The organism is Streptomyces blattellae, from assembly GCF_009709555.1.
GTDB classification, from domain to species: Bacteria; Actinomycetota; Actinomycetes; order Streptomycetales; family Streptomycetaceae; genus Streptomyces; species Streptomyces blattellae.
Genome location: NZ_WJBG01000250.1, coordinates 1 through 16,507 on the forward strand (window position 1 = coordinate 1; position 16,507 = coordinate 16,507).

Genomic DNA, 16,507 nt, shown 5'->3' on the forward strand with positions numbered 1-16,507 from the left:
CTGGGCTGCCTCCAGGACGGCATGCTGCTGCTGGCGGATGCCGGGCTGTACTCCTGGCAGCTGTGGCAGCGGGCCCGTGAACGCGGTGCCCACCTGTGCTGGCGCATCGGCGCAAGCGTGGAGCTGCCCCTGGTGCGGGCGCTGGACGACGGCTCGTACCTGGCCCTGCTGTACGCGCCGGGCCTGCACGCTCCCACCCGCCACCGCCTGCTGCAGAGTGCCCGCGCCGGACACCCCCTGGACGACGACCGGGCCCAGCTGGTGCGGGTGGTGGAGTACACCGTGCCCGACCGCAACCCCGACGGTGAGCTCATCGTGCTCGCCACCGACCTGCTCGACCCCGCGCACCTCCCGGCCGGTGAGCTCGCCTGGGCCTACCACCAGCGCTGGGAACACGAAACGGCACTGGCAGAGATGAAATCCCAGCTCCTGGGCTCGGCCGCCGTCCTGCGCTCGAAAAGCCCGGAACTGGTCGAGCAGGAGATCTACGGACTGCTGCTGACCCACTACGCCGTCCGCTCCTTCATGACCCGCGCCGCCGACCAGGCCGAACTCGACCCCGACCGGCTTTCCTTCCTCCGCGCCGTCCGCATCACCCGCCGCCAGGTCACCGACCAGGCGGCCTTTCCCCCCTGACCACCCACGTACCGCCACTCGCACAGCGGCCATCACCGAACTCCTCCAGCGCCCCAATCCCGAACGCCGGCACCGCACTTACCCCCGAGTCGTCAAGCGAGCCCGCCACAACTCCTACCGCGTCAAACGCCCCCACGACACCGGAACTCGACACAGCGGTCCAGCCACGATCAGACTCGCCTCTACCGCTTAACTGAACGGCATTGGCTCTAACCGGGAAGCCCGAGGTCCTTCAAATATGTGAGGCGCGCATTGATCGCTGCTGAGAAGTGCCTCCAATCGAGGCTCTCCACCAGCTCGATGGGCTTGGGGTTCTCGGCCGAGGACGTGACGTAGCACGCGGCGTCGTAGAGCTGTTCGGCCATGAGACGCTCGCAGAAGATCCCGAACCGGTCCTGGTACGAGGTGTTGTGCCAGATCTCGTCGGAGGGCAGGGCGCCCTTCGCGGTCTTGACCGGCCTCCGGGAGCCTTCGCCGTCCTGCATTATGAAGAAGTAGCCGAGCCAGGGTCTCCTTCGGGTACAGCTCGGCGAGAGCCGCGCGGCGGAGGTCCACCGCGCTGCCGAGTGCTTCCTCTACCCGGTTGTTGTAGTTGTTGCCGTACGACGGCCCTCCGAGCGCCTTCATCTCGAAGGCCGCGACGAGTACGCCCTGGTGAATGACTACGAGGTCCCACTGCTTTTGCGGCCGGTAGTAGCCGGGCAGCTCCAGACCCTGGGACTTGCTGACCCGGATGCTCTCGGGCGGGAAGCCGGCGTCCAGGAAGAACTTCGCCAAGAGGGTCGCGATCACGTCGAAGTGCTTGCCACCGCGTACCGATCCGGCTGTGCCGGCGCCAACCGCGGCTTTGATCGCGGACTGCTCGTTCTGAAGCTGTTTCGCACCCCAGTAGGCCGCAATAGCGTCTTCGAAGTCTTGGCGGGTGACCGTCAAGATCCGTCCCTCCCTAGTCAGGCAGCTCGGCGAGTCCGTAGACGCGAAGCGCGGCCTCCGTGGCGGCCTTCACGTCACGCTTGTCGAAAGCCTCTGCAAGGGCAGCCTGGTCGCTCTCGCTGATCGCTGCGGGGTCGGGTACGCGGATCTTGCGGAGGTACTGCGCTTGAAACCGGAGGGTCCCGCCTCGCATCTTGACCGCGTACGCCTCCACGAACGCTTCCGCGACCTTGGACAGCAGCAGACCACCGAGTACGCGCATGTCCCAGATGTCCGAGACGATGAAGTACAGGTTGTGGTGAGGGTACAGGCCGCCTTCATCGAGGACCGGATGGATCGTCAGCTTCATGTCCGGAAACAGCAGCTTGGGACGCCCGGTCAGGCGGTGGTCGACCTTGTCGATCGTCTTGTACCAGCGTTGAGGCTGCTTGACCGCGATGTAGCGCTTACGCAGGGAGGCACCGTGCTCTTCGAAGTACTTGAAGAGCCGGGGGTGTGCGGTGAGGTCTACGAGGTCGCCTTCGGCAGTCCACGGGTTGACCAAGTAGGTGCCGTGCCAGTTCAGAGTGCCGCTGGTGGTGTCACGGACCATGGCCATCGGCAACAGCCGGTCACGCTCGACGAGGCTGTCGTCGTTTGTGAGGAAGACCTTGTCGGCGCCGGTGGCGATGCCGATGCCGACGCGTGTTCCGGTCCTGTCGTCCTCCAGCAGCCGGAAACGTTCGGTCAGCTCCTCCAGGGCCGCCAGCCTGGCTGGTGACGCGGACGGCCACGAGTCCTCGTCCGGGAACCAGTGCGGCATACGCGCGGCTTGGAAGGTCGCAGTAGCGATCGACTCCGACGTGCCCTTCAAATACCAGTCGGCGAAGGCGTGGGCCTGGGTGCTTCCGAACGCGCGGGTTGTGTCCGCTGCCACCGCCTCACCTTGGGAGCGGTTCGAGATGATCGTGATCGCCGGATAGGCCGAAACTTGATCATCGAAGGCGTCCACGTCGTGCATGACGAGTGCCAGATCCATGCTGAAGTGACGCTTCACCAGCTGCCGGAGCCGACGGCCGTACTGGTTCCGCATCCAGCGGTCCGCGCAGATGAAGCCCAGCTGGCCTCCGGGCTTGAGGCTTTGCAGCGCGATCTCATAGAAGCCGACGTAAATGTCCGCGCGGCCGCCCATCGTGGGACAGGCGCTGCGATAGGCAGCCATCCGATGGTCGGGGACGTCTTCAAGGCGAATGTACGGAGGGTTGCCCACCACGTAGTCGGCGCGGTGATCTGCGTCGGACTGCAGCAGGTAGTCGCCCTCTTCGATCCATGCTGCTGCCACCCGCTGAGCTTCCTCGGCCTGCCATCCCTCGTCCACCAGCTGCTTCTCGATGACCGCACGGCTCTGCTTCACGTTGCGCTCCAGCAGGTCCAGAGCACGAACGGCCGCGAGCGCGTCTGTAATCGGTCGATTGTGTGCACGGCAGGAGGCGCTGATCCGCGATGCCACAGCCACCAGGAAGGCACCCGAGCCGCAGGCCGGCTCTACGAGCTTTACGTCGCAGAGATCCTTGTCGGCCGTGTAGCCGAGGAGGTCGAGGATCAGGTCGACCACCCAGCGCCGCGTGAAGACCTCGCCGTGCTCCACGGCTTCCGCGGGAAGAGCAGGGAGACCGTGGAGATCGGTGTCAGGGAACAGAGGAGTGGCCACGTCTTGACACTACTAGGGAGGATCTCGGCCACGAGAGTTATCCACAGGTCGGCCTGCATGCGCCGCCGCTACAGCACCTGACTGACGCCCGTCGCTCATTTGTGCCCCGCAGGGCTTCGCCCAGCAGGTTGCCGATCGGCGCCGGAAAGTTCGCCGAACGTCGCCGAACTCTGCCGAATATGGTTTACTGCCGTCAGTGAAGGAGGTGTGACCCTGGTGTCGGAAACCCAGTTGCCTGACTGGACGAACGAAAAGATGGGGAGCATGGTCCGCGCGGCCCTGTGGCTCGTGACGCAGGTCGGGGAGGGGAACGTCTACACCAAGGACCAGTTGCGAACGGCGTTCCCGGACATCGCGCAGATCGACAGGCGCCTCAGGGATCTCCGAGCGCACGGGTGGGTGCTGGATACCAACCGGGATGACGCGGCCCTGGCTCCTCATGAGGCCCGCTTCGTGCGCGCTGGCGAACCCGTCTGGGAGCCGGGCATACGGCGGTCGCCACGCAGACCCGAGGAACTACGCCCGAGCTTTGCGGAGCGGCTACAGGTCCGGAACCCACCGGATCCGGAAGCAGTTTGGGAGAAGCTGAAAGATCTCTCCTCGACCGAGAGGTCACTCCTCATGGCTTGGATCGCCATGGGGCACCGCCCAAGTTCACCTGTTGAACTGGCCTGGCGTGCCTTCCGCGGCCTCTCCGATGGGCAGCGCCGCGACCTGACGATCCGGCTGGGCGAGTTGATCAGCTCCGAGCTCTCCGACCAGATGGGGGAGGGCGGCACCAGCCCAAACCCCTGAGTACAAAGACTTCCGCCGGACCCCGTGTCACCTTCCACAGATCTCCGGGCTCCGGCGGATGGCCCAACCCCGTCGAAATAATGAGGAGAAGGACCTTGTCCAGTATGCGTGTGCTTTTGGCCGAAGGCGAGCGACCGCCTAGGTATGACGTGTTGGTAGCCGCTGTCGCTGTCGGCTATGCCGCGGGCTATTCCGCCGGCGTCGGCACTCAGGCGGAGCAGGTGATCGGAGGCGCCACTGTGGCCGCGATCGCGTGGGTGTGGGAGAGGTGGCGTCGCTGATCACCTGCCTCGGTTGGTGACCCATCTTCGTACCTGGAGCCGGCCTCGCACTGTCGGGGCCGGCTCCAGGTCATGTCTCGTGGCTCTCTACCCACTGTCAGTGGCCGTTCCTATCGTGGAGGGCATGGCTAACGGGGTGTGGCACACCGGATATGGCATAGAGATCAATCTCTCGTTACCCGATCTCGGGCATCCGGGCCGTCCGGAGCTGCTCGGCGAGATCACCGCGCGCGTCACCGACCGAGACCCGCAACTGCTTGAGTGCCTGGCACACCACAAGGGGCGGGAGTGCCAGTCGGAGACAGGTGGGAAGTCTCCGTGGATGTTCATCCGTCGAGGCAGGGTGGGTGGCCGAAGGCCCCTGGTTGCCTCTCACCTACCGGTCACCCACAAGCCGACTACGGCGGAGAGTGCACAGCACAAGGCCACGAAGGAACGGGTCGTCGAGACCGCTGCGAAGTACGGGCTGGACTCCGAGGCCGAGGTTCCCGTAGCCAACCGGCGGAGCGTCACCGACGCGGTCGTCACCGGGCCCAGCGGCCTACGGATCGGCTGGGAGATCCAGTACCACCACCTCAGCCCCAGCAGCGTGCACCGCCGCTCGGCCAACGCTGTGGAGCACGGCATCACACCCCTCTGGGTGGCGAAGGACCGGACGGCCTCACTGATCGACCGAGCCCCATGGGCACGCGTGGACGACCTGCCGTGGAAGGACATCGCCGACGGCAAGGAGATGGTGATCCGCGGCGGGTACCGCCACCTGGAGGTATGGAAGTGCGTACCCAGCAGCGACCGCCATTGCCTCGTCAGCGAGGGTGCCGGTCACTGCGGCGCGATTCACGCCGACTGGTTCGTCCCCGCGCTGTGTGTGCCCGAGAAGAAGCCGGTCTACATCGAAGACCTGGTCTTGCAGAGCGCCACGGGGGAGAGCGTCCCGGTCTACGTGCCCAGCCGCGGCAACGGCCGGGCCGGACGGCACATGTGGGTGTCGGCGGACGACCGCACGCTGTGGGAGGAGATCGTCGGTGAACGGACGCCTCTTCCTCCAGCCTCGGCCGATGAGGACGACGACGTGATCACCTTCGCCGAGCAGGAGATCGACCGTACTTGCCGGGCAGGAGAAGAAGGCTGGTTCGTCAGCGACACCCGGCCCATCCGCGACCTCGGCCAGCCGACTGGCGGCATCACCCTTCCCCGCATGCCCGTGCAGGGCTCTCGTGATCCGATGCGGATCACCCCTGTCGAGCGGACCGCCGCCTCCGCCGCGCTGGGATGCCCGACGTGGGAGCTGGGGCCGTGTGCCGGGTGCGGCCAGCTGATGCGCAGGTACGGGCGGTACGCGGCGATGTACTGCCGCGTGTGCCGGGCCGTCCTCAACGGTCGGTAGCCGGGAACTGCAACCAAAACTGCAACCACGCACGACGAAGGGCCCCACCGCGAACGGTGGGGCCCTTCGACATCGTGCCCGGTGAGGCACTGGCGGAGGATACGAGATTCGAACTCGTGAGGGGTTGCCCCCAACACGCTTTCCAAATGTTCGCCCGGGTGTCCGGGGCGGGACGGGGGCGTCCTGACCTGCGGTGGAGCGGGCGCTGGTGGGAGTTTCGGACGGCGCCGGACGGGGGTGAATGAGACCAAATCTGAGACCAATCAAGCACGGAGCCATTTTGCTGTAGCCGATATCCCTTCCTGCAGCGGTGCGAGCGCGACGGTCGGGAAGAGCGCTCGCAGGCGGGTGCCATCGGCCTGCGAGTGGGGGACGTCACCAACGCGGTCGGCTGTGTGCTCCCGCTGAGCGCGGAACCCGGTTGCGGCCTCGATATCGGGGATCAGGGCCAGGAGGGACGTTCGTGTACCGAAAGCCAGGTTTACTGGCCAGGGTTCGACGACTCGGCGCAGGAGGGCGTCGGTGAGGACCTCGCAGACCGTGCCCACGTACGTGAAGTCGCGTGTCTGAGTGCCGTCACCGTGCACGGTCAGGGGGCGCCCGTTGAGCGTGGCGCTGATCCACTTCGGTATGACCGCGGCGTAGGGGTGGTCGGCGCGCTGGCCGGGCCCGTAGACGTTGAAGAAGCGGAAGGGCAGTACCGGGAGGCCGAAGCTGTAGTGGTACGCGCCCAAGTACGCCTCCGTGGCGAGTTTGGTGACCGCGTACGGGCTCATCGGTGCGGTGGTGAGGTCTTCGTGCTTCGGGAGGTGCGGGTTCGCCCCGTAGACGGATGACGAGGAGGCGGCGATCACGTGCAGGTTGCCGGCTCGGCGGGCTGCTTCGAGGACCTGGAGGGTTCCGGTCACGTTGGCATGGTGGCTGGCCAGGGGGTCTTTCACGGACCGAGGCACGGACGGCAAGGCGGCGAGGTGGACGATGGCATCCGCGCCGTGAAATGCCTGGTTCAGGAGCGCAGCGTCCTGGATGTCGCCCTCGAAGAAGTCAACGTCGAGACCTGCGATGTTCTCCTTGCAGCCGGTGGAGAGGTTGTCGATCACCCGGATTCGGCTGATCTCGGGGCGCCTCATGTGTTGGCCTTGTACGCGAGGCCGAGCAGCAGAATCCGGGAGCCGTTGAGGGACGGCCATGAGGTAGTGGGTGCGGTTGTGCCAGGTCCATGACCAGGGGGAGGGACCGAGACGGGCCTTGCTCCATGCCGGTTGGGTGCAGATCTTGTGAGGGTGCCTCGTTGGGGTGATTCGCGGGAGTTTGGGGTGTGGCCGGTCATCGTGCTCGCCGTCCTGCGCCACGACCCGCGTCTGGCCGACATGACCGGCGGCAACGGTGTCGGGGAGTCCACCGTCCGCCACTGGGTGAAGGAAGTCGTGAAGCTGCTGGCCGCCCGGTCCCCGCGCCTGGACCGGGCGTTGAAGAAGATCGCCCGCAGCGGCGGGGTCGTGGTCCTCCTCGACGGCACCCTGATCCGCACCCACCGCCGCACCGGGAAGGATGACCGGAAGAACTACTCAGGCAAGCACAAGGCCCATGGCCTGCTGTTTCTCGCGCTGACCGACGAGAAGGGCAACCTGATCTGGATCTCCGCGGCCAAGCCCGGACGGTCCAGCGAGATCACCACCGCCCGCCACAACAAGATCACCGAACACCTGCGGGAAACCGGCCTCGGCGCCTTGGCCGACCTCGGCTTCGTCGGCCTCGACGACAAACCCGACGACGTCGCCCGCCTATTTGCCGCTCTCCGGGCCGTACCACTGGAGAGCCTGGCCGGTCACGGCCGCGATGCAGGCGAAGTCGTGGTCGCGGTGCAGGAGGGTGAGTCCTTGCAGCTCGGCTGTCGCGGCCACGACGAGATCCACCGCACCCGCACTGCGGTGCTTTCCCTGTTTGGTGAGAGCTTCCTGGACCTGCCAGGCGCGGTCGTAGGCGCGGTCGTCGACGGGAACCCAACCGAAGATCAGCCGCATGTCCTCGATGCCGCGCGCCCTGTCGGCGGCCGACCGGGCGCTGTAGAAGAACTCAAGCTCGGTGATCGGGCAGGTGGCGATGAGCCCGGCGGCTGCCGCCTGGTCCCAGCCGTACTGCTCCGCGTCCTCGCGCATGAACCGAGCGAGCGCGCTGGTGTCGATCAGGAACTGGGCCGCGTTCACCGGCGGTAGTTCCCCTTGCTCTCGAACAGCTCCAGATCGAATGCGCCGTCTCCGGCCGCGGCCCGCAGCCGGGCGAGAGCCAGGGCGCGACGCCGGCTCTCCAACACCTCGCGAAGAGCGGTGTTGACCGTCTCCTTCTTGGTGCTCGTCCCGAGGGCTTTGGCCACGTCCGCGACCAGGTCGTCGTCCAGGTCGATAACCGTCCTACTCACAAGGGCCTCCATGATATCAAATATGGTTCCAAGTATATCCCTTAAGGTGTCCACGAGGTGACGCTTCCTGGCGCCTGGCCTTGGGCGCTGCCAGTCCCTCCGTGGGCAGCACGCCGTGGATACGGCAGAGAGCGAAGACGGGTTCCGCTTCGCGCGGGTGGCACCAGACACCGAGGGTGCGTGTCAGCCGACGGGGTAACCCTGGGCAAGGGCGGACCTGCGGAATGCGGGGAGCTTGTCGAGGGGGACGGCGAGGTGGCGTTCGCCGAGGCGGGTGCAGTGGGCGCGGGTGCGGCGGTCAGTGGCGAGGAGGGCCGCGACGGCGGGGTCCGCGCACTCGATGAGATGCACCGGCCCGGTGTCACGGACCTGGCCGACGCGGCGGGTGGCATCGTCCAGGAGCGTGGTGACCGTCTGCGGGAGCGGACCAGCGGCGGCCTCCAGATGACGGCGGAGTTCGGCGAGGTCGCGGCCCGTGTCCGCGGCGGCGAGCAGCGAGGCGGGGGTCAGGGTCCACACGCGGTCGCCGGTGCGCTCGGCGAAGGCGTCGAGGAGGAGGGTCTCGGCGGGGGTGAGTCCGTCGAGGGCCACCAGGTCGTGGTTGGGGAGGACCTTCAGGCCGCCAGTGCTCTTCGGGGCGGTGTCGGCCGGTGCGGGGGTGGGGAGGTAGGTGGCGGTCTGCCCGGTGGCGTAGGCGCCGAGTGGGTTGAGGCGGAGGGCGAGGAGGCCGTCGTAGCGGCTGATGCAGTCGGTCCAGTCGGCGCCCCAGTTGTCGCGGTAGTCGTCGCGGGCGCCCACCGGTGGCCGGTAGTCCACGTCGATCAGGCCGAGGACGGCGCCGTACTCGAAGAGTACGGCGAGGGTGTAGCGGCCCTGGAGGAGTTCCCAGTCGTGGAACCCGTCGTAGCCGAGGCTGCCGTATTCGGGGTCCTCCAGGTAGAGCTTCCACAGGGCGCGCTCGGTGCGGGCGATCCTGGGATCGTGACCGGCCTTGCGCATGGTGCGGAAGAGCGTGTCGACGTCGGTCCACTCGCCGGGGGCGCAGGCGGCCAGGGCCGCGCCGACCTGGGCCCGGCGCGGCTTGACGGCGGTGAGGACGTTCGCCGCGCGCTGGCCCTTGATCGCTTCGACGCGGGAGAACTCGTCGATCACGCCGTGGCTGAGCCAGCGCCGCCACAGCAGGGCGAGCGTGTCGTGTGCCGGTTTGGTCAGCGCCGCCCTGCCGCGTGCGGTCAGCGTGAGTTTCCCGGAGGCGAGTTCGGCGAGTCCGCCGGCCTGGAGCAGCAGCGGCCAGGCGAAGGACGCGATTGACTCCTCGGCGTAGAAGTCACCGCCGCTGAGCACTTCCACGACCGCCTTGACCGTCGCCGCGGACGGGCGGAGTGTCTTCTCGCTGCAGCGCAGTCGGCCTGCCGCGCACAGCTGGAGCACCGCTTTCAGGTTGGCCTGTGCCTCGTGCTCGGTCGTGCGTACCTGGTGCTCGTCGTGGTCGAGGGTCACAGCGGCCCCGTCGCCAGGATGTAGTCGTAGTTGCCTTCGCCGCAGGTGTGTTCCAGCGTCCGTACGATCGTCCGGGCGTCGTCGCGGGGGCCGTTGATGTAGAACGGCTTGCCCTGGCGGCCGAAGCCGATCCGCGGGGCGGCCGGGCCGGGCTCACCGAGGTGTACGGAGACCTGCGCGAAGTCCGGCGCGGGCTCGAAGCCGAGGGTGCGGGCGTAGGCCACACCACCGTGCACGATGCTCTGTGCCTGCTCCAGGCCGATCCGCAGCGGAGGCCGGTCGAACGCCTGGTAGTAGTCGCGTACGTAGGCGTCCAGCGATCCCCCGCCCATCACCCGTGGGCCGACGGTGTCCTTGAGGCCGAGGCAGTAGACGTCGACCAGGAACCCGCAGACGGTGACCCGGCTGGCCCGCTCCTGTCGGGCGATCAGGACCTGGGCGAAACCGGCCGCCTCGGGATCCTCGGCGCCCTCGGCGTCGGCGCGCGCCCAGTCGGGGGTCTCGGACAGCTCCAGGCCCGTGCTCCAGCCGGCGTTCACCCAGCAGCCCACCACCGGGCGCGCGGCCGGCGCGGCCGTGCTCTGCTGTTCGTGGGCCACCCGGCGCACCAGCGCGCTCGCCCGGGCCGGTTTCAGCCCGAGGGCCCGCGCGATCTGCTTCGGTCCGCTGCCCTTCTCCCGCAGTGACCGTACCTGGGACAGCAGTTGAGCGTCGTCGTCGTTCACGGGGCCATTGTTCCGCAACGCCGGGGCGTCAGGTGCGGGGGGTCGGCTGTTCCCGTTGTCCCCGGATGGGGGACGTGCGTGGGCACGCAGGCCCGAGCCGGCGTTTCCCGGCCCCGTCCGTCCGCGCGAGGCAGAGCGTTCCCGTACGGGTGAGACCGCCACCCGCGGTCCCGCCGCTCCGTAGAGTCGGGGCAAGGCGGCACGGCCGCGGGAACAGGGAGGGCGCATTGATGACCAGGAGCGCGAGGGAGCGGCTGGGCGTGCTGCTCGGCGGGTCGAGGGCGGCGGAGTTCAGCGCCCGGCTCGAAGCACCGGCGGACGGTGTCGGCCTTGAGGTGGCCGGGGTCGGACCGGTGCGTCTGCCGCTGCGCGCGCCGCAGGTGAAGAAGCTGATCGCGGTGGCGCGTCCGGCGCTGTTCGGCCGGGGGGAGGACACCCTGAGCGACAGCAGTGTGCGCGACACGTGGCAGATCCGGCCGGACCAGGTCACGCTGGGCGGCCCGGCCTGGCCGACGCTGCTCGACGGCGCGCTGGAGTACTTCCGGGACGAGCTCGGGCTGCCCGCGTCGACCCGGCTGAGGGCCGAGCCGCACGCGCTCCTCGTGTACGGCAAGGGGCAGTTCTTCCTCCCCCACCAGGACTCGGAGAAGGACGACGCCATGGTGGGCACGCTGGTGCTGTCGCTGCCCTCGGCGCACACCGGCGGCGAGCTGGTCATCGGGCACGCCGGGCAGAGCCGGACCTACCGTGCGTCGAGGACGGAGCTGAGCCTGGTGGCCTTCTACGCCGACTGCCCGCACGAGGTGACACCGGTCAGGACCGGCTACCGGGTGACCCTCACGTTCAACCTGCTGGCCGAGCGAGGGGTCCCGGAGCATGAGTCCGGCCCACTCGACGACCTGGCGCACTGCCTGGAACAGCACTTCGACGCACCGGCCAGGCCGCGCTACGGCGGCCCGTACTCCGATCCGCCCCGTCGTCTCGTCTACCTGCTCGATCACGAATACACGCAGCGGGGTCTCGGCTGGGACCGGCTCAAGGGCGCCGACGCGGAGCGTGCCGCGCTGCTGCGCGCCGCGGCCGCCCAGGCGGGGTGCGAGACGGTACTCGCCCTCGCCGAGGTGAAGGAGACCTGGGACGCCACTCCGGCCGGATACGACCCCTGGGACGACTACGGCTACGACGAGGAGGAGGGAGAGGAAGAGGAAGAGGGGGAGGAAGCAGCCGCGGTCGACGGCGCGGGTGCCGACGAGGACTACGAGCTGGGCGAGCTGGTCGACGACGAGATCACCCTCGGCTGGTGGACCGGTCCGGACGGCGCCGACGGCGAGGAGATCTCGCTCTACGTCCGCGACTACGAGAGCTGCGCCAGTACCCCGAGTACGGACCTGAAGCCCTATGACTCCCGGTACGAGGGCTACATGGGCAACTACGGCAACACACTGGACCGCTGGTACCGGAGGGCCGCGGTCGTGGTGTGGCCACGGGAGCGGGCCTTCGCGGCGCGCGGCGAGGCCGGATCGCGGTGGGCACTCGAGGAACTGCAGGCCCGTATCACCACGGGTGACCGGGACGGCGCACGCGCCGCGGCCGAGTCCCTCGCGCCGTTCTGGAAGGGCAGTGGTGTACTGCCCGGGCAGTTGGGGAGCGCACTGCGGGTGGCCGAGGGCCTTCGGGCGCCCGGGACCGCCGCGATGCTCCTTGAGCCGTTCCGGATCGACGCGCTCACTCCGGAAGACGCGGACGACCTGGCCGCGGTGGCGAAGCGGTACGGCGTCCCGTGGCTGGGCCGGGTCACCGAGGGCTGGTTCGGCGGCGCGCGGAACCGCTTCGAGGAACACCGGTACGACTGGACCGAGCGGCTTCCCCAGCTGTGCGCGGCGCTGTGCTCCGCCCGGAGTTCCGCAGTGGCCGAGCTGCTCTTGACCGGGGCCTGGACCCAGGTGGACGGTGAGCTGCGGCTGTGGGCCGCAACCGGGCCGGCCGAGATCCGCCGCGCGCGATTGGAGCGGCTGAGCCTGCCGCTGCTGCGCATCCTGGAAGCGGCTGACGGAAAGCTGCGCGGCCGGATCATGGCAGCGTTGCGTTCCTACCAGGACACGGTCCTGGAGTGCCTGCTGCCGTTGCTGCGCCACGCGGCACGGGAACAGACGGAGGGCGAGCCCCGGGCGGCCGGCCTCGCGGCGGTGGCACGGGAGTGCGGGGACCGGCTCGGCGCGCTCGCGCGCCGGGCGCCACGCGCCGCGGACGACTGGTCGGTGGCGTGGACCGGGTGCGGCTGTGAGTTGTGTGGCGGCCTGGGCGAGTTTCTCGGCTCCCGGTCGCGGCGGACGCTGGAGTGGCCGCTGGCGAAGGACGGGCGGCGGCACGTGCACAGCAGGATCGACACGGCCGAGCTGCCCGTAAGCCATGTGACCAGGAGGCAGGGACGCCCGTACACGCTGGTGCTGACGAAGACCGAGGAGCTGTTCTCGCGCGAGCGGGCGACCCGCCGTCAGGCCGGAGCCGACCTGGCCTGGCTGGCCTCGACATGGAACCTTCCCGGCGAGGCCGGGGTCGACACGAGGCCGTGACACGAGACGCGGGGCGCGGGAGCGACGCCGGCGAAGGCCGAAAGGAACTCCACGCCCAAGGCGGCGCCTATGCCGGGGACGCTCTGGACGGTCAGCGAGTCCGTGTTCGGGAAACTGGCTCTCGACGAGTTCGTCCAACTCGGCGATCTGCTCGTTGAGGGCCATCACGTCCCTGACTGGGGCCGGCGACCGCCGCGTTGTCTGCCCCGCTGAGGATCGTCAGTTGATCGTGTGGATCCTGACCGTCGGCAATCGCCGGGACGTCCACCGCCAAGTTCCACAGGACTCCGCAGTGCAAGTCGGTGCCGACCGCCCGCCCGCCGGGAGTCGCGGGACGTGCGCCTGCCTGTCGGTCGATATGTTCCGAATGTCGCCTATAAATGCAACCAAAACTGCAACCAGTGCATGACGACGAGCCGAGCCGCAATTGCGGCTCGGCTCCTCGTTTCGCCTGTTCAGGCGGCTGCGGAGGATACGAGATTCGAACTCGTGAGGGGTTGCCCCCAACACGCTTTCCAAGCGTGCGCCCTAGGCCTCTAGGCGAATCCTCCGCCGGAAACATTACATGACCGAGAGGAGTGCTAGCGAACTCGTTCCCCGGTGGGGAGGGGTGGGCGAGGGAGGTGAGGGGATCGGGTAGGCTGGGGGAAGCCCCTCACGCGGCGCTATCTGACTGAACTCCCCCAGGGCCGGAAGGCAGCAAGGGTAGGTTGGCTCTGGCGGGTGCGTGGGGGGTCTTGCGCGTTACGGGGGTACTGGGGCAAGGGGGCCGTGGTCGCCGCGGGGTGCCTCGCGTGGCGTTGCCGTATCCGGGCGGTCCGCGTTGTCAGTGGGCGCCTATAACCTCGTATGCGTGTCGTCTCTTGCGCTGTACCGCCGCTATCGCCCGGAGTCGTTCGCCGAGGTCATCGGGCAGGAGCATGTAACCGACCCGCTGCAGCAGGCGCTGCGGAACAACCGGGTCAATCACGCGTACCTGTTCAGCGGTCCGCGCGGGTGTGGCAAGACGACGAGTGCGCGGATTCTGGCGCGGTGCCTGAACTGCGAACAGGGGCCTACGCCAACCCCGTGCGGCGAGTGCCAGTCCTGTCGGGACCTTGCTCGGAACGGGCCCGGTTCCATCGACGTCATCGAGATCGACGCCGCTTCGCACGGTGGTGTCGATGATGCGCGTGAGCTGCGGGAGAAGGCCTTCTTCGGGCCCGCCGGCAGCCGCTACAAGATCTACATCATCGACGAGGCCCACATGGTCACGTCGGCCGGTTTCAACGCGCTGCTGAAGGTCGTCGAGGAGCCGCCGGAGCATCTCAAGTTCATCTTCGCCACCACCGAGCCCGAGAAGGTCATCGGGACCATCCGGTCGCGGACCCATCACTATCCGTTCCGGCTCGTTCCGCCGGGGACGCTGAGGGAATACCTCGGCGAGGTGTGCGGTCGGGAGGACATCCCTGTTGAGGACGGTGTGCTGCCGCTCGTCGTACGCGCCGGGGCCGGTTCGGTGCGTGACTCCATGTCCGTCATGGACCAGCTGCTCGCCGGGGCCGGTGCCGACGGCGTCACGTATGCCATGGCCACCTCGCTGCTCGGCTACACGGACGGCTCGCTGCTCGACTCCGTCGTCGAGGCCTTCGCCACGGGTGACGGGGCCGCCGCCTTCGAGGTCGTCGACCGTGTCATCGAGGGGGGCAACGACCCGCGCCGCTTCGTCGCCGATCTGCTGGAGCGGCTGCGGGATCTGGTGATCCTCGCCGCCGTTCCCGATGCCGTGGAGAAGGGGCTCATCGATGCCCCCGTTGATGTCCTTGAGCGGATGCAGGCCCAGGCAGGCACCTTCGGCGCCGCCGAACTCAGCCGTGCCGCCGACCTCGTCAACGAAGGTCTGACCGAGATGCGGGGCGCCACCTCGCCCCGACTCCAGCTCGAACTGATCTGCGCACGCGTGATGCTGCCCGCCGCATACGGGGACGAGCGTTCGGTGATGGCCCGCCTCGACCGGCTTGAGCGCGGCGTGAACTTCTCCACCGGGGGCGGTGCACCCGCCATGGGCTATGTGCCAGGGCCCGAGGCGCATACCGGTGCGGCTGGGAGTGGGGGGATGGGGGCTCCGGTTCCTTCCGCCCCCTTCGCTCCCTCCGCTCCCTCCGCTCCTTCGGTTCCTACCGGGGGCGGGGCCGCTGCGGCTCGGGCTGCCGTGCGGGGCTCGGGGGCGCAGGGAGGAGTGGGCGCCCAGGACTCCGGCTCCGGTTCCGGCTTCGGCGGTCCTGGGTCCGGCGCGGTGAGTGCCACCCGTCCGGACAGCGGTACGGCGTCGGCGGCTGGGGCGTCGGCGGTTGGGGCGGTTCCCCCTGCCGCCACCGTGCCGGGCGGCGGACCTTCCGGCATCGGCCCGGACAGCGGACCCGCCGGTGGCGATCAGCCGCCGCACACTCAGCAGCCGCATCAGCAGCCCCAACAGCCCCCACAGTCCCAACCTGGCCAAGACGTGCACAGCCCTGCACCAACCCCCGCCTCCGCCCCCGGCGCCTGGCCGACCGCCACCCCCGCCGGTGGCGGCCGACGCCCCGGCGGCTGGCCGACGGCGGCCCCGGCGGGCGGCGGCCAGCCCGCGGCTGCCAGCACACCGGCACCGGCGCCTGCTCCCGCACCCGCGTCCCCGCCACCACCCACCCCTCCGACCACCACCCCCGCTTCCCCCCCGGCGCCCGGCGGCCTCGACCCCCGCATGCTCTGGCCGAACATCCTTGAGGCCGTCAAGAACCGCCGCCGTTTCACCTGGATCCTGCTCAGCCAGAACGCCCAGGTGGTCGGCTTCGACGGCACCACCCTCCAGCTCGGCTTCGTCAACGCTGGTGCGCGGGACAACTTCGCGAGCAGCGGCAGTGAGGACGTGCTGCGGCAGGCGCTGGCCGAGCAGTTCAACGTCCAGTGGAAGATCGAGGCCGTCGTCGACCCGTCCGGCGGCTCGGCACCCCCGACGTCGCACGGCTCGCCCGGTTCCGTCGGCGCCTCCGGCTTCAACGGCGTCGGTGGCGGCGGCAGCGCCGGTGGAAGTGCCTTTGGCGGGGGCAGTGGCTACGGCGGTGGCGGCACCGGCCACGGCAGCGGAGGTACGACACCCCCGCCCCCGGCGTCCTCCCGGCCCGTACCCACGCCCGCTCCCACCTCACCCGCAGCCACCCCGGCTCCCGCCGCGCCTTCCTCCCAGCCCTCGGTCTCGTCGTCCACTCCGGAGCCACCCCCCGTCTCTCCCGAGGACGACATCCCGGAGGACGACGACCCGGACCTCGACGAGTCCGCCCTCTCCGGCCACGACCTCATCGTGAAGGAGCTGGGGGCGACGGTGGTTGAGGAGTTCACGAACGAGTAGGGAAGCGAGCAGGGAGACGAGTGGAGAAGCGAGCAGGGGCCGTTTCCCGTAGACAGAGAGCGAGCAGCGGCCGTTTCCCGCAGACCGCCGGTCAGGATCGGAAACCGTCGGTCAGGATCGAAGCGCACCTCGGAGGATCCTCCAATCGACCAACCCCGGACGCCTCAGCAACCCGCACAATTCACCAGGCCCCTCGCCGGT

At 68.9% G+C, this 16,507-nt stretch carries 12 protein-coding genes, 1 tRNA gene, 1 other RNA gene and 2 pseudogenes; 8 read left to right on the forward strand and 8 right to left on the reverse strand.

The features are described 5' to 3' along the window. A partial coding sequence (locus GFH49_RS39615; RefSeq protein ID WP_328288280.1) for a transposase occupies positions 1–636 on the forward strand: 636 nt, incomplete at its 5' end. 209 nt (positions 637–845) lie between these two features. On the opposite strand, the pseudogene GFH49_RS41335 reads toward GFH49_RS39615, so the two are convergent. Both GFH49_RS41335 and GFH49_RS37405 read right to left on the reverse strand, forming a co-directional pair. Continuing rightward, positions 846–1,428: pseudogene (locus GFH49_RS41335) on the reverse strand (PaeR7I family type II restriction endonuclease). A gap of 154 nt (positions 1,429–1,582) precedes the next feature. Continuing rightward, positions 1,583–3,196, reverse strand: coding sequence for an Eco57I restriction-modification methylase domain-containing protein (locus GFH49_RS37405; protein WP_230396717.1), 1,614 nt, complete (start codon positions 3,194–3,196; stop codon positions 1,583–1,585). Positions 3,197–3,466: 270 nt separating this feature from the next. Here GFH49_RS37405 and GFH49_RS37410 point away from each other — a divergent pair, with 270 nt between their 5' ends. Continuing rightward, positions 3,467–4,054, forward strand: coding sequence for a KpnI family restriction enzyme N-terminal domain-containing protein (locus GFH49_RS37410; RefSeq protein WP_155060513.1), 588 nt, complete (start codon positions 3,467–3,469; stop codon positions 4,052–4,054). A 405-nt stretch (positions 4,055–4,459) separates the two neighbouring features. Beyond that, the gene (locus GFH49_RS37415; protein ID WP_230396718.1) at positions 4,460–5,722 is read left to right on the forward strand and encodes a competence protein CoiA family protein; all 1,263 of its coding nucleotides are present in this window, start codon (positions 4,460–4,462) and stop codon (positions 5,720–5,722) included. A 263-nt stretch (positions 5,723–5,985) separates the two neighbouring features. On the opposite strand, the gene GFH49_RS37420 is transcribed toward GFH49_RS37415, so the two are convergent. Continuing rightward, positions 5,986–6,852 carry an NAD-dependent epimerase/dehydratase family protein gene (locus GFH49_RS37420; protein ID WP_230396719.1) on the reverse strand — a complete coding sequence of 289 codons (867 nt, stop codon included), beginning with the start codon at positions 6,850–6,852 and terminating at the stop codon, positions 5,986–5,988. Between the two features lie 240 nt (positions 6,853–7,092). On the opposite strand from GFH49_RS37420, the pseudogene GFH49_RS37425 reads away from it, so the two are divergent. After that, positions 7,093–7,416: pseudogene (locus tag GFH49_RS37425) on the forward strand (transposase family protein); the annotation flags it as partial. Between the two features lie 90 nt (positions 7,417–7,506). On the opposite strand, the gene GFH49_RS37430 reads toward GFH49_RS37425, so the two are convergent. From GFH49_RS37430 to GFH49_RS37445, 4 genes are all read right to left on the reverse strand, one after another. Continuing rightward, entirely contained in the window at positions 7,507–7,929 is a 423-nt protein-coding gene (locus tag GFH49_RS37430; protein WP_053752750.1) for a PIN domain nuclease, read from the reverse strand. Then, positions 7,926–8,141, reverse strand: coding sequence for a type II toxin-antitoxin system VapB family antitoxin (locus GFH49_RS37435; protein WP_155060515.1), 216 nt, complete (start codon positions 8,139–8,141; stop codon positions 7,926–7,928). The genes GFH49_RS37430 and GFH49_RS37435 overlap by 4 nt, the downstream gene beginning before the upstream one ends. A gap of 183 nt (positions 8,142–8,324) precedes the next feature. Further along, positions 8,325–9,641: a helicase-associated domain-containing protein gene (locus tag GFH49_RS37440; RefSeq protein WP_155060516.1), complete on the reverse strand. Its 1,317-nt coding sequence runs from the start codon at positions 9,639–9,641 to the stop codon at positions 8,325–8,327. Further along, complete coding sequence (locus GFH49_RS37445; protein ID WP_155060517.1) at positions 9,638–10,366, reverse strand: hypothetical protein; 729 nt, start codon at positions 10,364–10,366, stop codon at positions 9,638–9,640. Before GFH49_RS37445 ends, GFH49_RS37440 begins: the two co-directional genes overlap by 4 nt. A 230-nt stretch (positions 10,367–10,596) precedes the next feature. On the opposite strand from GFH49_RS37445, the gene GFH49_RS37450 reads away from it, so the two are divergent. Next, the gene (locus tag GFH49_RS37450) at positions 10,597–12,939 is read left to right on the forward strand and encodes a 2OG-Fe(II) oxygenase (protein WP_155060518.1); all 2,343 of its coding nucleotides are present in this window, start codon (positions 10,597–10,599) and stop codon (positions 12,937–12,939) included. A gap of 69 nt (positions 12,940–13,008) precedes the next feature. Then, positions 13,009–13,152 carry a hypothetical protein gene (locus tag GFH49_RS39620; protein WP_196218264.1) on the forward strand — a complete coding sequence of 48 codons (144 nt, stop codon included), beginning with the start codon at positions 13,009–13,011 and terminating at the stop codon, positions 13,150–13,152. A gap of 253 nt (positions 13,153–13,405) precedes the next feature. On the opposite strand, the gene GFH49_RS37465 is transcribed toward GFH49_RS39620, so the two are convergent. Then, positions 13,406–13,490, reverse strand: a tRNA-Ser gene (locus GFH49_RS37465). Between the two features lie 94 nt (positions 13,491–13,584). Between GFH49_RS37465 and ffs the strand changes: the two genes are divergently transcribed. Both ffs and GFH49_RS37475 read left to right on the forward strand, forming a co-directional pair. After that, positions 13,585–13,684, forward strand: an RNA gene (gene ffs, locus GFH49_RS37470) — signal recognition particle sRNA small type. Positions 13,685–13,792: 108 nt separating this feature from the next. After that, positions 13,793–16,306 carry a DNA polymerase III subunit gamma and tau gene (locus GFH49_RS37475; RefSeq protein WP_155060519.1) on the forward strand — a complete coding sequence of 838 codons (2,514 nt, stop codon included), beginning with the start codon at positions 13,793–13,795 and terminating at the stop codon, positions 16,304–16,306. Positions 16,307–16,507 lie beyond the last annotated feature (201 nt).